Below are 17,524 nucleotides of genomic sequence, written 5' to 3'. Positions count from 1 at the left end.
GCGTGAAGACCCTCGGGAAATCGGGTTCCGCTACGGCGACGTCATCCGGCAGTTTTTTGTCCCGGGCGCCGGTACTTCCCGCGCGGGGAGCCACTATATCTGTCGTCATGTCGCTGACCGCCCCGTTGAAACTGATTGCGCTTGACGCCGATGACCTTGCGGTCATCTCCGCCCATGTGCAGGACGCGCGCGTCCAGGCCTGTGACATCGTCTGGCGGCAGTGCGAGAAGCGCCTCGTGGTCGGCATGAACAGGCTGGACTGGGAGCAGACCCTGTCGGGCGGGGCCTGCTCGCGGCGGCTGCTCGCCGCGCTGCGCTTCGACCGGGTGCTGGCCTGCAAGTCGCGCAACATAGACCTGGCGGCCCCGGAAGCCACCCTGGAACTGCTCGGGATCGAATTCTGTGCCACCGATCCGCCGGGCGGCAGCGCGCTGCTGATGTTCAGCCACGGCGCGGCTCTGCGGCTGGATGTCGAGTGCCTGGAGTGCGAATTGACCGATCTCGGGACCGACGATCTCGGGACCTCGCGCCATTAGAGCCCGGGACGCGGCATTCCGTGCCAATCCGCCGCACCGGGTCCGGAATGAGGAGCCTCGAAGGGTTGACGGCCATAATCCGCCGCGCCATTGAGCAGTGGACGTGATCCCTCGAGTCATCCTTAGAAAGCCGCCATGCCCGTTCGCCTGGACCGACAGAGCGCCGATTTCGACCAGCGATTCCGCGATTTCCTGGCAGCCAAGCGCGAGGTATCGGCCGACGTCGAGCGCGCCACCCGTGCCATCGTCGACGACGTGGTGGCCCGCGGCGATGCCGCGCTGATCGAGGCGACGAAGAAGTTCGACCGGCTCGACATCGACGCATCCGGCCTGCGCGTCACCGCGGCCGAGGTCGATGCCGCGGTAAAGGCCTGCGACCCAAAGACCGTCGACGCGCTCAAATTCGCTCGCGACCGGATCGAGACCTTCCATCGCCGCCAGATGCCGAAGGACGAACGCTTCACCGATGCCGCCGGCGTCGAGCTCGGCTGGCGCTGGAGCGCGGTGGATGCGGTCGGGCTTTACGTGCCCGGCGGCACCGCGGCATATCCGTCCTCGGTGCTGATGAACGCGGTGCCGGCCAAGGTCGCCGGCGTGCCGAGGGTGGTGATGGTGGTGCCGGCGCCGGACGGCAGGCTGAACCCGCTGGTGCTCGCGGCCGCCGATCTCGGCGGCGTCTCCGAGATTTACCGCGTCGGCGGCGCGCAGGCGGTGGCCGCGCTCGCCTATGGCACCGCGACGATTGCGCCGGTCGCCAAGATCGTCGGCCCCGGCAATGCCTATGTCGCCGCGGCCAAGCGCCTGGTGTTCGGCAAGGTCGGCATCGATATGATCGCCGGCCCTTCCGAGGTGCTTGTGATCGCCGACGACACCGGCAATGCCGACTGGATCGCGGCCGACCTTCTGGCGCAGGCCGAGCATGATGTCAGCGCGCAGTCGATCCTGATCACTGACAGTCCGCGGCTCGCCACCGATGTCGAGCGCGCGGTCGAGGCGCAGCTTGCGACGCTGCCGCGCGCCGCGATCGCGCGCGCCTCGTGGAACGACTTCGGCGCGGTGATCCAGGTGGCGAAACTCGAGGACGCGATCGAGCTCGCCAACGCGATCGCGGCCGAGCATCTGGAGATCATGACCGCGGACGCCGAGGGCCTGTCGCAGAAGGTCCGCAATGCCGGCGCGATCTTCTTGGGCGCACACACGCCAGAGGCGATCGGCGACTATGTCGGCGGCTCCAACCATGTGCTGCCGACCGCGCGCTCGGCGCGGTTCTCGTCGGGCCTCGGGGTGCTTGACTTCATGAAGCGAACCTCGATCCTGAAGTGCGGGCCGGATCAGCTCCGCGCGCTCGGGCCCGCCGCGATGACGCTCGGCCAGGCCGAGGGTCTCGATGCCCATTCACGTTCCGTCGGATTGCGCCTCAACCTCTCATGACCAAGCCACCTGCCGACGAGGATTCCAACAATCGCATCGTCGCGGTGACGCTCGACGAGGAATCGATCGGCCGTTCCGGGCCCGACATCGAGCATGAGCGCGCGATCGCGATCTACGACCTGATCGAGCAGAATCTGTTCGCGCCCGAGGGCACCGAGCCCGGCCCTTACACGGTGCACATCGCCATCACTGGCAACCGGCTGATGTTCGACATCCGCAAGGAGGACGGCACGCCCGTGGTGGCGCATCTGCTGTCGCTGACGCCGTTCCGCCGCGTCGTGAAGGATTACTTCATGATCTGCGACAGCTACTACCAGGCGATCCGCACCGCGACGCCGGACAAGATCGAGGCGATCGATATGGGCCGCCGCGGTATCCATGACGAGGGCTCGCGCACGCTGCAGGAGCGGCTCAAGGGCAAGGTGCGCGTCGATTTCGAGACCGCGCGGCGGCTGTTCACGCTGATCACTGTGCTGCACTGGAAGGGTGAGGGCGCGTGATGGGGGACGCCAAGCTTGACGGGGGCGTGCCCCGGTCGAAAAAAGCCTGATCGCATGGAGGCGCCGCGCGCGCGCAATCCGCAGGCCGTGCTGTTCGCATGCGGCCACAACGCCGTACGCTCGCCGATGGCCGAGAGCCTGCTGCAGCACATGTTCCCGCAAGGTCTCTATGTGCGCTCGGCCGGCGTGAAGAAGGGCGAGCTCGACCCGTTCGCGGTCGCCGTGATGGCCGAATACGGCCAGGACATCTCCGGCCACAAGCCCGTCACCTTCGAGGAGCTCGAGGATTGGGAAGGGTTGAACTTCGACCTGATCATCACGCTGTCGCCGGAGGCGCACCACAAGGCGCTCGATCTCACCCGGACGCTCGCCGCCGACGTCGAATATTGGCCGACGCAGGACCCGACCGGCACCAACGGCAACCGCGAGCAGAAGCTCGCCGCCTATCGCGAGGTCTGCGACAGCCTGTTGCTGCGCATCCGCCGCCGCTTTGCGCAAGCTGGGGCGGCAAGCATATAGTGAACTCGACAGTGACCGCACACTCCGCTTCGCCTCTCCTTGTGGGAGAGGCCGGATTGCATCGCCAGATGCAATCCGGGTGAAGGGTCCCGGTCTTTCAAGGGACGGCGGTCGACGGACAGACCTGAACCCCTCACCCGGAATTCAAGCTCCGCTTGAATTCCGACCTCTCCCACAAGGGAGAGGTGAACAGGCCTGCTTATCCGACCGACGAATTTGGGGCTTGTCGCCAGAGTGACAAACAGCTGTGCTTATGGGGCCTTGTCTCCATCGGGGAGCGCGATTCGCGGCCGGTTCCAAGGTTGTGCAAGCATGCCCCATCCGATAGGTTCCGCCCGCGTTCGTCCCCCCGATTCCAGCCCAAAACCCGCATGCTAGGCCGTCCCAAATTCGTTCTTGCTTCCGGTTCGCCGCGGCGGCTGGCGCTGCTCAACCAGGCCGGCATCGAGCCCGATGCGCTGCGCCCGGCCGATGTCGACGAGACCCCGCGGCGGGGCGAGCTGCCGCGCGCCTGCGCCAACCGTCTGGCGCGCGCCAAAGCGGATGCCGCGCTGAAGTCGGTGCATCTTGATGATGATCTGCGCGGCTCGTTCATCTTGGCGGCCGATACCGTGGTCGCGGTCGGCCGCCGCATCCTGCCGAAAGCCAATCTGGTCGACGAGGCCGCGCAGTGCCTGCGACTGCTCTCGGGCCGCAATCACCGCGTCTACACCGCGATCTGCGTGGTGACGCCGCGCGAGGCATTCCGCCAGCGCCTGGTCGAGACGCGCGTCCGCTTCAAGCGGCTCAGCGAGGACGACATCCAGGCTTATATCGGCTCCGGCGAATGGCGCGGAAAGGCCGGCGGCTATGCCGTGCAGGGCATCGCCGGATCCTTCGTGGTCAAGATGGTCGGCTCCTATACCAACGTGGTCGGCCTGCCGCTCTACGAGACCGTGACGCTGCTCGGCGGCGAGGGCTTTCCGATCCGCTACGGCTGGCTTAACTCCGTCGCGGTGTGAGGGCCGACAGGTATAGAGCTTGGCGCCGCATCCACAGTGCACCTCTCCCCTTGTAAGGAGGAGAGGAACCTCGCGGCCATCGCGCCCTTGAATCGGCAGTTGGTGTAGGCTCTGTCTCAGCCATGGATGACCAAGCACGAAAACCCCTCGGCCCGGCGCGGCCCTGCCCGATCTGCGGCAAGCCCGCCGAGCAGGCCTTCCGCCCGTTCTGTTCCTCGCGCTGCCGCGACGTCGACCTGAACCGCTGGCTCAGCGGCGCCTATGTCGTCCCCGGCCGCGAGGACGACGAGGAGGACCCGGAATAGCCCCGATTTCCCAACGAGTTGGGGAAATCTCCAGTCCGGGGCAGCGCCCGGCGAAGCCAATGGCGAAGCCGGGTGGACACAGCGCTTCGACCTCTCTATAAACCGCCCGCTCGCTTCGGCCTTTTCGGCTCAAGCCGGGTATGCCCAGGTAGCTCAGTTGGTAGAGCATGCGACTGAAAATCGCAGTGTCGGTGGTTCGATCCCGCCCCTGGGCACCATCACTTCGCTTTTGTGCGCTAAACTACGATTTGGTGCGGGGGCATTGCGTGAGCCTGGATTGCGGATAACCGTCGTTCCGACAGCGGCGCCCCACCCGACCCCCTCTACATCATCCTGCTTGCACTCATCGCGCCCGCCATAGCCGCGGTCGATCCAGCAACCGGCTCGATCTATCCGGGCAACGCCTCAAGAGACGCCGACCGGTGGCAGAGGGCCAGTTTTCGAGCGACAAAACTTCCTTTGCGAAATGCGTCCCAATAATACCAATGACCCTAAGGATTGACTGTTGCCCAAGTGCGGCTTGTGATTGAGGCGATGCGACCTGGATCATTTGCGAAGAAGTTCCAGGCTTCGCAGGTCTTGGCGACGATATCGTCGTAGTCGTCGAAGACGGTGATGGCGAGCTTGTTGGCGCGCAGGTACTGCCAGACGTTTTCAATCGGATTGAGCTCGGGCGCATAAGGCGGCAGCTGTAACAGAGTGATATTTTCCGGAGCTCGGACGGTGCCGGCACTGTGATAGCCGGCGCCGTCGAAGACGAGAACGGCATGTGCGTCGGGTGCAACTTTGCGGCTGATTGCCTCCAAATGCAGTGACGTCGCCTCTGCATTTGCCGTCGGCATGACAAGACCCGCGGCGACGCCCCGTTGAGGACAGGCGGCACCGAAGAGATAAGCCCAATCGTAACGTCGATCGCGCGGCGCGCGAGGCCGTGAGCCACGCTTGGCCCACACGCGTGTCAGCGTGCCCTGCTGGCCGATCCGCGCCTCGTCCTGGAACCAGATTTCGATCGGCTTGCCTTGGGCGTGAGCGGGGAGCGTTGTCGTGAGGGTCGTAGCAAAGTTTTTTTGAACGCTTCCTGAGCCGCTTCATCGGCTTGCGGATGGCGCGGCCGCACCGAGAGCCGGCGGTACCCGAGCTTGGCCAGAACCTTGCCGACCGAACGTTCGTGCAGTTTGACGCCAAACCGCCGCTCAAGCTCGTCGCGCAAATCCACCCGCCGCCAACGTACGACCCCATGCTGCTCAGGATCGGGACCGGCCTCGACCAACGCGGCCAATTCGGCCTGCTGCTCTGTCGTCAGCCGCGACCGCGGTCCCGTCGGTTTGCGCGACCGCAGTCCCGCCAAGCCTTCGGCGTTATAACGATGCACCCAGTCCCGCAGGGTCTGACGATCCATCCCGCAACTTTCGGCTGCCTTCTTGCGGTCCGCGCCCTCCAGCACAAGCGCAAGCGCCAATATCCGCCGCGCTACCGTACTATTCTTCTCTCTGCGCGCCGCCTTCCGAAGCTCGCCCGCGGTCAAATCAAGCCGCGTAATCGCTACCGCTGCCCCCATCGATATTGCTCCTGTCTACGCAGCAACATCGATTCAGAAACTCACTGATTTGGAAATCCCAAATGTGAGTCAAATCCGGGGGCCGTTGGTATAAGGTCGCGATCCAAACGAAGGGCCCGCCAATGTTGGGCCTAGCCCGGATACCTGGAAGTCTGGCGTCGAATTTCGGCACAGGGAAGGGCGTGACTCGAGTCGACCTCCTCGGCGACAGAAGCTCTATGAGCTTGTAGCGACCAATCAACCATCCAACCCCGGATGCCGCCCAAGACGGCTTCAAGACTTACCAAGGAAGCTCCAGGTCATTTCAACCGAAATAGTGCTTTTTTACTAATGGCTTGGCCCAAGGGAACGACATTTCTCGCCCGGCGTTATCAGAGCGAACGAACGTTTCACAGTTGGTCAGCCCTCACATCGATCGCAAAGGGGGAGCGCCATGGACAAAGTGGCGAACGATCATTCGTGTCTAGAGGAACGCCTCGCGCGCGTCCTGTCCGCGCTCGGCACGGGCGCGATCCTGCTTGATTCTAATCGCGAGATTGCGTGGATGGATGAGCGTACGCGCGCGCGTCTGAACGGCGGCATCGAACAGTTGGCGGCGACATTGCGGGGGCTCGATCCTGGCCTGGGCGTTCACTGCTGTCTCCATGTCCAGGAATTGATGATCAATGGCGAGGCGGCGACGTTGTGCCTGATCCGGGAGTACGAACCCCTTCAGGACGTCCAAGGATACGATGCCATCGCGGCGGTCGAGGCAGCAATGACGGATGCGTCCTGGTTTACGCGCGCCTTCATCGAAAAGCTCAAGGCGTTCCGTCCAACCAAACGGGCGGTGCCAAGGCTCTCGGATTTGGACATTCTCTCGGATCGAGAGTGCGAAGTTTTGGGCCTCATCTGCGAAGGCCGCAGCGATGCCCAAATGGGTACCATGCTGAATCTTTCACAGAATACGATCCGCAACCACATCGCTTCACTTTACCGAAAGATCGGCGTCAATCGTCGGAGCGCCGCGATCATCTGGGCCCGTGAGCGCGGGGTCACCAGCCATGATGCTCTGCCGCCGCGGCGGCTAAGGCCGCCGCGTCGGAATGCTCCGCAGGAATGAGCCTTACTAGTATCTTGGTATTTCTCTCTCTCTTGCGCGTGCCGCCCGAACGCTGTTCTTACTCTTCCATCTATCGCATGCGCGGATGAATGGATCGTCCGCTTTGAAAGGGCGGCTGCAGGTCCGCACAGTGCCTGCTAGCGGCGCGCGATATGCAACGAGGCTATGCCCCGTGATGGATGCCATCCTCCGCCTTTATGTTGCCGGAGCGTCCGCGACTGCGCGGCGTGCCGAGAAGCAGCTCGCAGGGCTCCAGGCACAGATCGGGCCCGAGTTGAAGATTGAGGTCATCGACGTGCAGGAAAAGCCGGAACTCGCCGAGAAAGCCGGCATCCTGGCGACGCCGACCCTTGCCTATGAACATCCCGAGCGTTCACGGCGAATCATCGGCGACCTCGGCGATATCAAGCGCGTCCTGGAGTTTCTTGGCCTAGAACCGAAAGGGGAGTCCGCATGATCACGCAAGAGGAGGCGGTGGAGGTCTCCGACGTTCTCGATCGAGTGAAGACAGGTGTGAATGCCTTCGATGAACTGGTCATGGGCGGTCTCCCGCGCGGGCGCACCACGGTCGTCGGTGGAACACCTGGCAGCGGCAAAACGGTCTTCGCCACGCAATTTCTCGCCCACGGGATCACCCACTACGGTGAGAACGGAGTGCTGGTGACGTTCGAAGAGCCGCCCACCGACATCGAGGCGAATATGCGTGGCTTCGGCTGGGATCTTCCGGCCTGGCGCAAGGAAGGCCGTTTGGCCTTCGTCGACGCGAGCCCTTCGGCGAGCGACGAACTGGTAGTCGGCGACTACGATCTGGCCGGTCTGTTGGCACGCATCGACCATGCCGTCAAGACCGTCCGCGCCCGTCGCGTGGTGCTCGACTCGCTTACGCAGCTTTTTGATCATTTCATCGGTGATCCAAAGATCCTGCGTCGCGAGCTGTTCCGCATCAGCAGTGCCTTGAAAAAATCGAAGCTCGCCGTGCTTATGACCGCCGAGCGCAACAATGAATACGGAGAGATCACGCGTCACCGCCTGGAGGAGTTCGTCGCCGATAACGTCGTCATCTTGCGAAACGTGCTTCATCGTGAAAAGCGCCGCCGCACGATCGAAGTGCTCAAGATGCGCGGCAGTCATCATGCTGAAGGCGAAGCGCCTTTTACCTTGCTGGAAAACAAGGGCGTCGTGGCCGTGCCCTTGTCGTCACTGCGCCTCGAGCAGCAATCGAGCATGGTCCGGGTGACCAGTGGCAATCCGGCGATCGACGAGATGTGTGGTGGAGGTTTTTTCCGCGACAGCGTCACGCTTGTCAGCGGCGCCACAGGAACTGGCAAAACTCTGCTAGTGACGAATTTCCTCGCCGGTGGGGTTGCCGCCGGAGAAAAGTCCATCCTGTTCGGTTACGAAGAGAGCCGAGGCCAGCTATTTCGCAATGCAAGCGGGTGGGGCGTGGATTTCGCGCAGATGGAAGCTGACGGCAGGCTCAAGATTGTCTGTCTTTATCCGGAGGCACAGGGATTGCCTGATCATCTCATCACGATCCAGAGCCTGGTTGACGAATTTCAACCGAGTCGGATCGCCATTGACAGTCTCTCCGCGCTGGAGCGGATCGCACCTGATACCGGATTTCGTGAATTCCTGATCAGCCTCACGTCATTCATCAAGAAACGAGAAATCGCCGGCCTTTGTACCGCAACCAGCAAGTCGCTGGTCGGTGGCGAAAGTGCCAGCGAGCAACATATTTCAACCCTCACCGACTCGATCATCTTGCTGCGCTACATCCAGGAACAGAACACAATGCATCGAGGACTCATGATCCTGAAGATGCGCGGCAGCGAACACGCCAAGGAAATTCGGCGATTCACCATCGACAATGCCGGCATGCATCTTGGAGCAGCTTTCGAAGCGGCGCCCAACGTGTTCACCGGGGGTAATGCCGAGTACGGACACTAAGGATTCGACTCCTCAAAATTCCAGGCCGATGCGAGAGACCACGATGAATGCGGCAGGTCCCCGCGGAAGGGACAGTATCGATCAGGCAGATATCAGATTCCTCGTCGAGAAGAATGCCGACGGTATTGTCGTGGTTGACGAAGACGGCACTGTGTTGTTCGTCAATCCGGCCGCGGAGCAGATTTTCGGTCGAACGCGGGAAGTGCTGATCGGTTCGCAGATAGGCATCCCCCTCATCGGGGGAGAAACGACGGAGATCGCACTGCATCGTCCGGGCGGCGATTCAGCCGAGGCCGAGATCCGGGTTGTGGAAACGACATGGGATCGGCGACCTGCCCTTCTGGCGAGCCTGCGTGATATATCGGCACGAAAGGCGACGGAGGAGCGCCTGAGGCAGTCCGCCAAGATGGAGGCCGTCGGCCGGCTGACGGCCGGCATCGCGCATGATTTCAACAATCTGCTAACGGTCGTTCTTGGAAATCTGGAGAGTGCGCGCCGGCAGTCCTCTGCAGCAACCGCGCGGATCCAGGCCCTTGACAACGCGACGCGCGGCGCACGCCGCGCGGCAGCTCTCACTGAACGGTTGCTCGCCTTTGCGCGCCAAAAGCCGCTAGCGCCCGTCACCATCGATGTCAACGAACTCGTGTTGGGGATGTCCGATTTACTCCAGCGCACACTGGGCGAGAGCATTAATGTCCGCTCCGCGCTCGATCCTGCGGCTTGGAACATAGAGACAGATCCGACCGAACTTGAAGCCGCTATCCTGAACCTCGCAGTCAACGCACGCGACGCGATGCCGAACGGCGGCGAGCTCATGATCGAGACGGCGAATGTCCAGCTCGACAGGGTCTATGCCGCGGCAAACGCGGAGGTGACGGCCGGACCGCATGTAATGATTGCGGTTGCCGATACGGGCACCGGGATGAGTCCGGACATCCTTAAGAAGGTATTTGAGCCGTTTTTCACCACCAAACCCGATGGACGCGGCACTGGCCTCGGGCTCAGCCAAGTCTATGGCTTTGTCAAACAGACCGGCGGGCACGTGAAACTCTACAGCGAGCCTGGAATCGGAACGACCGTCAAGGTCTACTTCCCAAAGGTAGCAGAATCGCGCCGCGCCCTTCAGCCAAGCGACTGCCAGAAAATGATCGACCAGGTTCCGCTTGCCGGCGAGAGCGAAGGCATCCTCGTCGTTGAGGATGACGAGGATGTCCGCAATTACACCGTCAGCAGCCTGTGCGAGCTAGGCTACGTTGTCTTTGCGGCGATCGATGCGGCTTCGGCTCTTGAGATTTTGGATCGCGAAGATGGAATCCACCTTCTGTTCACCGATCTCGGTCTGCCGGGCGCCATGGACGGCAGAGCCCTCGCCGACCGCATCCGCGCGATCAAGCCCTCCGTGAAGATATTGATCACAACGGCTTATGCCGGTAGCGTCCTAGTACGCGAAGGACGGCTCGCTCCCGGCGTTGAATTGCTCAGCAAGCCTTTCAGCTTTGCAGCTCTGGCCTCACGCATTCGGGAATTGCTGGATCGTCGCCAAGAAGGTCAAGAAGGCGATCGCATTCTTGTCGTTGATGACGAAGTTCTCATTCGCATGTTGGTGGTGGATGCCCTGGCGCGAGCAGGACTGGAGGCCGAGGAAGCTGGCAGCTTCCACGAGGCCCTCGCAAAGATCCGCAGCGTCGGCGACAAGCTAGCCGCCGCAATAGTGGACCTTGGACTGCCCGACAAACCGGGCGATGGACTCGTCGCCGAGATCAGGGCCCTTTGGCCAGATTTGCCAATCGTCTTGGCAACTGGCTATGTCAGTGAGGATCTCCGTCGCCGGTTTGAGCAAGATGTGCTGCTGCATATAGTCGCGAAGCCCTTTGATCTAGAGGCGCTCATGGCCACGCTGGAAAGGTTGGGGTTTCGAGCTCGCAGACGTGGCCAGCCTTCGTCCTGATGTGTGGATCGTTTCCTACAAAGTCTGATCAATTCGTATGCCCGACGCTGTCGATGACGTGAAGCTGGGCGATTGGCCGCAGTTCTTCACAGAAGACGCTCTGTATCATGTGACGACGCGCGAAAACCACGAGGCGGCCCTTCCGATCGGTATCGTCCGTTGTCTGGGCCGGGGAATGATGACGGATCGGGTGAAGGCGTCTTATTCAGCCAACGTCTTCGAACCTCATGTCTACAACCACATCATCGGCCGTCAGGCTTTATCGGACACGCAGTCGTCCGGCCCGGGTGTTGTGCTGCCGTTCGAAGCCATCTCGTTTGATCGCATCTCCCCAGATCAATAAAGTTCAATAATGGAATTTACATATTGGTTGGAAGAGGCGCATCACGCGTGCCCTTCTCGGTCGACATTCCAGCGCGTGAGTGTATCCCGCGCCTCGCTGACTGACGGACCTTCCGCTCTAACGCGTAACTTCCCGGCACGCAGAAAGCGCGCCGCTCACTGCCAATGGACTGTCATCTAAGTGCTTGACTAGTTCTAAAACAGAACTGTATCTTGAGGACAAGACGGCCGATCTCAACGACCGCAAGGCTTGCCGCGCGCTGGGCCAGTCCGCGCTTGGATAGCGAGGCGCTCAGTTTCGCTCGGCGTGACGCCGGGCGAGCAGCCGGTGACGCAACAAAACACAATGACGTACCGGAAGGGTGCGCATGAGGGAGGACGAGCAATGTTGGTGAATCCGAAGATCGTTGCGGCTCTGGCGTTGCTTTTGAGCGGACCGGCATTCGCGGCCGACGAGCCGGGGGTCACTGAGACCGAGATCAGGATCGGCGGGGTGTTTCCGTTCAGTGGACCGGCGTCATCGATCGGTCTCGTGGGCAAGGGACTGATCGCATACATTCAATCGCTGAATGACCGCGGCGGCATTAACGGACGCAAGATCAACTACATCGCCTATGATGACGCGTACAGCCCGCCCAAAGCGGTGGAGCAGGTCCGCAAGCTCGTTGAGAGTGATGAAGTGGCGTTCATGTTCGGCCAGCTCGGCACTCCCGGCATTTCGGCGACGGCAAAATACCTGAAGACGAAAGGCGTGCCCAGCATCGCAATCGTCAGCGGATCATCGAAATTCACCGACGTCACCAGTTACCCGCTGACCACGACAGGCCTTGTCAGCTACGACACCGAAGGAAAAATCTACGCCAAATATCTGACGAAGACGCTCCCGAACGCCAAGTATGCGATCCTCTATCAAAACGACGATCTCGGCAAAGATTACGTCAATGCCTTCAAAGCGTTTCTCGGCAAGGAGTACGATCGAAAGGTCGTCAGCGCTTCCTATGAGGTCACCGAACCGACCGTCGATTCACAGGTCACCAATCTGAAGAACTCCGGTGCCGACGCCCTGATGATCGCAGGAACACCGAAGTTCGCCGCGCAGGCGATCCGCCAAGCCTCTGTGATCGGCTGGAAGGCGACGGTCATCATCAACTTTCCGTCCGGTTCGGTTGGAGGCACGCTCGCGCCGGCCGGTCTCGACAAATCAGTCGGTGTGATCGTCGGGACAATCAACAAGGATATCGTAGATCAAACGTGGAAAGACGACCCTGCCATGCAGGCCTACCGGGCGTTTCTCGGCAAGTATTTGCCGGGCGTCGACATCACCAACGGCAGCTATCTAACGGGCTATCAGCAGGGCATCCTGCTCGAGCAGATCCTGAAGCAATGCGGAAATGATCTGTCTCGCAAGAATATTCTTGCGCAGGCCAAGAACCTTAGGGATTTGGTCGTCCCGACCGCGCTGCCGGGGATCAAGGTCAACACCAGCGAAACCGAGAACATGATCTGGACGCAGATGCGCCTGCAGCGATGGACCGGCACGACCTGGGAAGCCTTCGGGGACGTGCTGGACGCCAGGTCCGAATGAGCGCGCAACGGGCAAGGTGGCGGATGGGGCATTAATTGTGCCGGCCAGCCGGCGCTGGGCACAAGAGGGTGCAGCGCGTGCGCGTGCGATCGCCTTTCCAGCAATTCAGGAGGTCATTTCGATGTCGACGAAGGCACTGACGTTTGCGCCAAGGGAGCTTTGCATCGAGCGTCGACCCGACGGCACGCTCATATTGAGCTCGCCTCTCGAATGGAAGCCGTGTGACTGGCGTATCACCGATTTTCTACCGAGCTGGGCAGACGCCGTTCCGGACCGAGTTTTCCTTGCGCAACGCAATGCACAGGGTGGATGGGACGAGATCACCTACGGGGAGGCATGGTCGCAGGTTCAGGCGGTCGGCCAAAGCCTGATCGATATGGGCGCAAAGCCGGCTGACAAGCTGGCAGTACTTTCAGGAAACTCCATCGAGAACGCGGTGATCTCGTTTGCGGCAATGTCGATAGGGGGCATCCTGGCGCCGATATCGCCGAACTACACGCTGATGCCCGGTGGCCTCGCTCGTCTCAAGGACATCGCGGAAGTGCTGCGCCCGAGCTTCGTTTTCGTCCAAAGCGGACGCGACTTTTCCGCTGGCCGCTCCATTGCGGAGTTGGCCGCCGCGACCTGGATCAGCGTCGACGGCACGCAGGATACGGTGCCTTTCCGCACCCTGACAGGCAGAGCCGGGAGCGAAGGATTTGCCCGGGCAGCACGGGCGGTCTCTTGCGACGCTGTTGCCAAGATTCTCTTCACGTCCGGTTCGACCGGCTTCCCGAAAGGGGTGCTCAACACCCACCGGATGATGGCGAGCTCCCTGGAAATGGGGAGTCTGCTCGTGTCTTCTCAGGCTGCGCCGGTCCAGGTGGAGTGGCTGCCCTGGCACCATACGATGGGCAGCAATATCATCCTTCACAGCATCCTCAAGAATGGCGGGACGCTCTATATCGACGATGGCCGGCCGCTGCCGCAGCTCTTTCACAAGACGGTTGCCAATCTCAGGGAGATTTCGCCGACCGCGATGTTCAACGTACCCGCCGGCTATAATCTCCTATGTGACGCGGTCGAGAAGGACCTCGATCTTGGCGCTCGTGTGTTCAAGCGGATGGATCGCTTGAGCTACGCCGGGGCTGCAATTTCGCAAGCCACGCTTGAGAAACTGTATCGGTTGACATCATCAATCACGGGACGGCGGATTCCAGTGATGTCGGGTTATGGCACGACCGAAACGGCCCCGACGATCAGTACGACCCATTGGGCAACGGATCAGCCGGGGGAGATTGGTCTTCCCGCGCCGGGGCTGCAGTTAAAACTGATCCCCGTTTCCGATACCTACGAGGCGAGGGTCAAGGGACCCAACGTCACGCCCGGTTATCTCGGACGGCCGGATTTGACGGAAAGGGCCTTCGATGAGGAGGGATTCTATCGCATCGGCGATACCGTCTCGTTCCTGGATCCAGAGAAGCCGGAGCTTGGGCTGCGCTTTACCGGGAGAATTTCCGAGAACTTCAAGCTCGCCAACGGCACCTGGGTCGCGATCGGCAACATGCGCGCGGCAATCCTGGCCGCGACACGCGGTGTCTTGCTGGACATTGTCGTTGCCGGCGAAAATCGCGAGGCGTGCGCGCTGCTCTGCTGGTTGAACCCGACCGAGGCGGCTCGGATTTCAAAGGCCCCAGCCGCAGATTTGACCGGCGATCCTCTCGTGGTCCAGTTTCTGAAGGATCGCTTGCAGGAATACAATGAGACCGTCGGAAGCAGCGAAAAAATCTGTTCCTTCTCTCTGCTGAAGGATCCGCCGTCAATGGCGGCCGGAGAAATCACCGACAAGGCCTACGTCAACCAGCGTGCGGTGCTGAAAGTTCGTTCTGAACAGGTTGAGCGTCTCTACACGAATGAACCGGCTCGAGATGTGGTCCGGGTGTAAGAGCGAGGTCAGCGTTGCGGGGCCGTTGCGGACATCCTGTGTCGGCTCGACGGCGCCCGCAGGCACTCGCTTGCGTAGCCATCTGCTGCTGCACGGCGCGGTCGATGCAGCATGCCGTGCGCGTCCATCTCAAGCGGCGCGTGAGCGCGCCTTTGTCTTCCGGATCTCCGGCGCGTTTGTCGCGGGGGTGCCGCGGGCACCCGGCCCCGGGTGAGTATGAACCTCCTTGGCCGACAGCGGCTCGCCGCATTCGGAGCACACCATGACCGGATCGAAGTCCTTTCCGCACTTGCGGTGCTGGTGCAGCAAAGGCCGGCCGCGCTCGTCGACCATGTGAGTATCGCCCCAATGCACGATCGCCATCATGATCGGATACAGATCGAGTCCCTTTTGAGTCAGGATGTATTCGTGGCGCTTGGGTGATTCCTGGTATGGAATGCGGCGCAGGATGCCCTGCCGAACCAGCTTTTTCAATCGCTCGGCGAGCAAGTGCCGCGTGATTCCGAGCGCCGACTGAAATCCCTCGAAGCGCCGCGTGCGCAGAAAGCATTCGCGCAGGATCAGGAGAGTCCAGCGATCGCCGATCACGCCGATGGTTCGGGCCATCGAACATGGTTCTTCCTCAAGTTCTTTCCACTTCATTCAGGCTCTCCAGTCATCCCGGCATGGGCCGTCTCGAATCGTCACGGAAGCCGGTGCAGGCCCTTGCATTCTAGATAGGTACTAAATTCCAAACAATACTCTTCCAGATAGGCCAAACCAGTAGATTTCAGCCACATTTGACAGTTCGATTTTAGAACTATAGAAGACAGTTGAGGCTGGCGATCGGATCACCAGTACCTGCCAATGCGCTCCGGGAGGAAGCCGAGATGACCCTGAAGGTTGAATTCCAGTTCGATTTCGGCAGCCCGAACGCCTATTTGGCGGAAGTGGTCATTCCGGGCATCGAGCAGCGCACCGGCGTGAAATTCGAGTATCTCCCGGTTTTGCTCGGCGGCATCTACAAGGCGACGGGCAACATGTCGCCGTTCGACTCGCTTCGGGGGATCAAGAACAAGCCGGAATACCAGGCGCTCGAGACTCAGCGGTTTATCCGACGCCACAACATCGCGAAATTTCGCCAGAATCCGTTCTTTCCAGTCAACACGCTGATGCTGATGCGCGGTGCCGTCGCCGCCTAATTCGAGGGCGTGTTCGAGCCCTATTTTCGCGCTGCCTACCGCCATATGTGGGAAGAGCCGAAGAAGATGGATGATCCGGAAATCTTCCGGAGGGCTTTCGTGTCCTCGGGAATCGATATCGACAGATTGATTGCGCGCGCGCAGCAGGATGACGTCAAGAAGAGGCTGATCGATCTGACCAACGACGCGGTCAGCCGCGGCGCATTTGGTTCACCGACGTTCTTCGTTGGCAAGGAAATGTTTTTCGGCAAGGATCAGCTCCGCGACGTCGAGGAGTCGATTGTCGAGCAGGCCCGTCAGCGCATTTCAAGAACGACTTGACGTCGGGAATTGCGGTCCGGAATATCCTGGCCACGGCACGCGGTGAAACGAAACGTGTGCGCGGCAACTTCGGCAGAACAAGATTCAGGGAGAGTGCAATGGCCGGCCCACTTCACGGCGTTCGTGTTCTGGACTTGACCGGCGTGGTGTCGGGCCCATTCGCGACCATGTTTCTGGCGGATCAGGGCGCCGACGTGCTGAAGATCGAGCCGATCGGAGGCGATATCACCCGCCGCAGCCGCGCCACCATCGACAAGGAAGGCGAGTTCTCCGCGCTGTTCATCTCGTCAAACCGCGGCAAGCGTTCGCTGTCGATCGACGTCAAGAGCACGTCCGGGCGCGAGGTGCTCACCAGGCTGGTCGCGCAGGCCGATGTCCTGGTGCAGAATTTCCGGCCCGGCACCATGGAGCGCCTTGGTCTCGGCGTCGAGGAATTGCGTCAGCGCCATCCGCGCCTGATCTACGTCTCGATCAGCGGCGTCGGAGATAGCGGCCCTTATGTGAAGAAGCGGGTCTATGATCCGATCATTCAGGGCCTGTCCGGCTTTGCCGATATCCAGTCGCAGCCGGTCACGAACCGGCCGCAGATGATCCGCACCATTGTATGCGACAAGACAACAGCGGTGTTCACCGCGCAGGCGGTGGCCGCGGCGCTCTATGCGCGTGAGAAGACGGGGCAGGGCGACCACATCCAGGTTGCGATGCTGGATGCGATGATCTCGTATCTGTGGCCGGAAGGCATGATGCAGTACACGGTGGTCGGCGCCGAGGCGGCCGCCGCCGATCCGAATGATCGGCCGGATCTCGTGTTCAAGACCAGCGACGGCTACATCACCGCGGGCACCATCTCCGATTCCGAATGGCAGGGTTTCTGTCAGGCCTCCGGCGATCCCGAGCTTGCCGATGATCCCCGCTTTGCGACCCCATCGGCGCGTTCGATCAACGCCACGGCGCGAATCAACAAGATGGCGGAGTACATCGGCCAGCGCACGACAGCCGAATGGCTGGAGCGCCTGGACGCCGCGGACGTGCCTTGTGCGCCAATCCTGCGGCGGGGCGAAATCATTCATAATGAACAGGTGGTCGCGCGCGGCATCATCGCCGAATTCGATCAGCCGAAAGTCGGTCGGGTGCGGCAGCCGAAGCCGGCAGCCCGCTTCGAGGTCAACCAGGCTGCGATCGGCGGACCGGCTCCCAGGGTCGGCGAGCACTCGCGCGAGGTGCTGCGCGAGCTGGGGTACGACGACGGCGCCATCGACAAAATGGTCGCCGAGCGCAGCGTGCGCGTGGCCGTGTAGGCGGAAGCGTTCGCGCAACCGGCGAT

16 protein-coding genes, 1 tRNA gene and 1 pseudogene are annotated in these 17,524 nt (G+C 61.5%); 16 read left to right on the top strand and 2 right to left on the bottom strand.

Annotated features, from left to right (window positions below; all coding sequences use genetic code 11):
* The first annotated feature begins 113 nt into the window (after positions 1-113).
* From MTX23_RS31340 to MTX23_RS31310, 7 genes are all read left to right on the top strand, one after another.
* Complete coding sequence (locus MTX23_RS31340) at positions 114-536, top strand: DUF2948 family protein (RefSeq protein ID WP_280978281.1); 423 nt, start codon at positions 114-116, stop codon at positions 534-536.
* A gap of 135 nt (positions 537-671) precedes the next feature.
* Positions 672-1,967, top strand: coding sequence for a histidinol dehydrogenase (gene hisD / locus MTX23_RS31335; RefSeq protein ID WP_280973954.1), 1,296 nt, complete (start codon positions 672-674; stop codon positions 1,965-1,967).
* On the top strand, positions 1,964-2,467 hold the full coding sequence (locus MTX23_RS31330) for a UPF0262 family protein (protein ID WP_280973953.1): 504 nt from the start codon (positions 1,964-1,966) through the stop codon (positions 2,465-2,467). Before hisD ends, MTX23_RS31330 begins: the two co-directional genes overlap by 4 nt.
* A gap of 54 nt (positions 2,468-2,521) precedes the next feature.
* Positions 2,522-2,986 (top strand): low molecular weight phosphatase family protein, encoded by a 465-nt coding sequence (locus tag MTX23_RS31325; RefSeq protein WP_280973952.1) that lies wholly within the window; start codon positions 2,522-2,524, stop codon positions 2,984-2,986.
* A gap of 371 nt (positions 2,987-3,357) precedes the next feature.
* Positions 3,358-3,987 (top strand): Maf-like protein, encoded by a 630-nt coding sequence (locus tag MTX23_RS31320; RefSeq protein WP_280973951.1) that lies wholly within the window; start codon positions 3,358-3,360, stop codon positions 3,985-3,987.
* Positions 3,988-4,109: 122 nt separating this feature from the next.
* Positions 4,110-4,292: a DNA gyrase inhibitor YacG gene (gene yacG, locus MTX23_RS31315; protein WP_280973950.1), complete on the top strand. Its 183-nt coding sequence runs from the start codon at positions 4,110-4,112 to the stop codon at positions 4,290-4,292.
* Positions 4,293-4,434: 142 nt separating this feature from the next.
* Positions 4,435-4,510 (top strand) — tRNA-Phe (locus tag MTX23_RS31310).
* 273 nt (positions 4,511-4,783) lie between these two features.
* Here the strand turns inward: MTX23_RS31310 and MTX23_RS31305 are convergent.
* Positions 4,784-5,850 (bottom strand): IS630 family transposase gene (locus MTX23_RS31305; RefSeq protein ID WP_280971795.1). Its coding sequence is split into 2 segments (ribosomal slippage): positions 4,784-5,364 and positions 5,364-5,850, totalling 1,068 coding nucleotides; the frame shifts between segments, so codons are not numbered across the junction.
* Positions 5,851-6,283: 433 nt separating this feature from the next.
* On the opposite strand from MTX23_RS31305, the gene MTX23_RS31300 reads away from it, so the two are divergent.
* The 7 genes from MTX23_RS31300 (at position 6,284) to MTX23_RS31270 (ending at position 14,698) form a co-directional block, all read left to right on the top strand.
* A complete protein-coding gene (locus MTX23_RS31300; protein WP_280973949.1) occupies positions 6,284-6,952 on the top strand; it encodes a LuxR C-terminal-related transcriptional regulator in 669 nt (222 codons plus the stop codon).
* A gap of 175 nt (positions 6,953-7,127) precedes the next feature.
* On the top strand, positions 7,128-7,409 hold the full coding sequence (locus MTX23_RS31295; protein WP_280978280.1) for a circadian clock KaiB family protein: 282 nt from the start codon (positions 7,128-7,130) through the stop codon (positions 7,407-7,409).
* Complete coding sequence (gene kaiC / locus MTX23_RS31290) at positions 7,406-8,899, top strand: circadian clock protein KaiC (protein WP_280973948.1); 1,494 nt, start codon at positions 7,406-7,408, stop codon at positions 8,897-8,899. Before MTX23_RS31295 ends, kaiC begins: the two co-directional genes overlap by 4 nt.
* A 43-nt stretch (positions 8,900-8,942) precedes the next feature.
* Positions 8,943-10,847: a response regulator gene (locus tag MTX23_RS31285; RefSeq protein ID WP_280973947.1), complete on the top strand. Its 1,905-nt coding sequence runs from the start codon at positions 8,943-8,945 to the stop codon at positions 10,845-10,847.
* Positions 10,848-10,884: 37 nt separating this feature from the next.
* Positions 10,885-11,190 carry a hypothetical protein gene (locus MTX23_RS31280; protein WP_280973946.1) on the top strand — a complete coding sequence of 102 codons (306 nt, stop codon included), beginning with the start codon at positions 10,885-10,887 and terminating at the stop codon, positions 11,188-11,190.
* 384 nt (positions 11,191-11,574) lie between these two features.
* Positions 11,575-12,774, top strand: coding sequence for an ABC transporter substrate-binding protein (locus MTX23_RS31275; protein WP_280978279.1), 1,200 nt, complete (start codon positions 11,575-11,577; stop codon positions 12,772-12,774).
* A gap of 121 nt (positions 12,775-12,895) precedes the next feature.
* Positions 12,896-14,698 (top strand): AMP-binding protein, encoded by a 1,803-nt coding sequence (locus tag MTX23_RS31270; protein WP_280973945.1) that lies wholly within the window; start codon positions 12,896-12,898, stop codon positions 14,696-14,698.
* Between the two features lie 129 nt (positions 14,699-14,827).
* Here the strand turns inward: MTX23_RS31270 and MTX23_RS31265 are convergent, their stop codons facing one another.
* Positions 14,828-15,340, bottom strand: a complete 513-nt coding sequence (locus MTX23_RS31265; RefSeq protein WP_280973944.1) for a helix-turn-helix domain-containing protein — start codon at positions 15,338-15,340, stop codon at positions 14,828-14,830.
* A gap of 227 nt (positions 15,341-15,567) precedes the next feature.
* On the opposite strand from MTX23_RS31265, the pseudogene MTX23_RS31260 reads away from it, so the two are divergent.
* A pseudogene (locus MTX23_RS31260) lies at positions 15,568-16,200 on the top strand (2-hydroxychromene-2-carboxylate isomerase).
* 98 nt (positions 16,201-16,298) lie between these two features.
* Positions 16,299-17,498 carry a CoA transferase gene (locus tag MTX23_RS31255; protein ID WP_280973943.1) on the top strand — a complete coding sequence of 400 codons (1,200 nt, stop codon included), beginning with the start codon at positions 16,299-16,301 and terminating at the stop codon, positions 17,496-17,498.
* The last annotated feature ends 26 nt before the right edge of the window (positions 17,499-17,524 follow it).

The organism is Bradyrhizobium sp. ISRA436 (assembly GCF_029910015.1).
Classification (GTDB): Bacteria; Pseudomonadota; Alphaproteobacteria; order Rhizobiales; family Xanthobacteraceae; genus Bradyrhizobium.
Note: the sequence above shows the minus strand (reverse complement) of the source record. Positions and strands in the feature narration are given on the sequence as shown.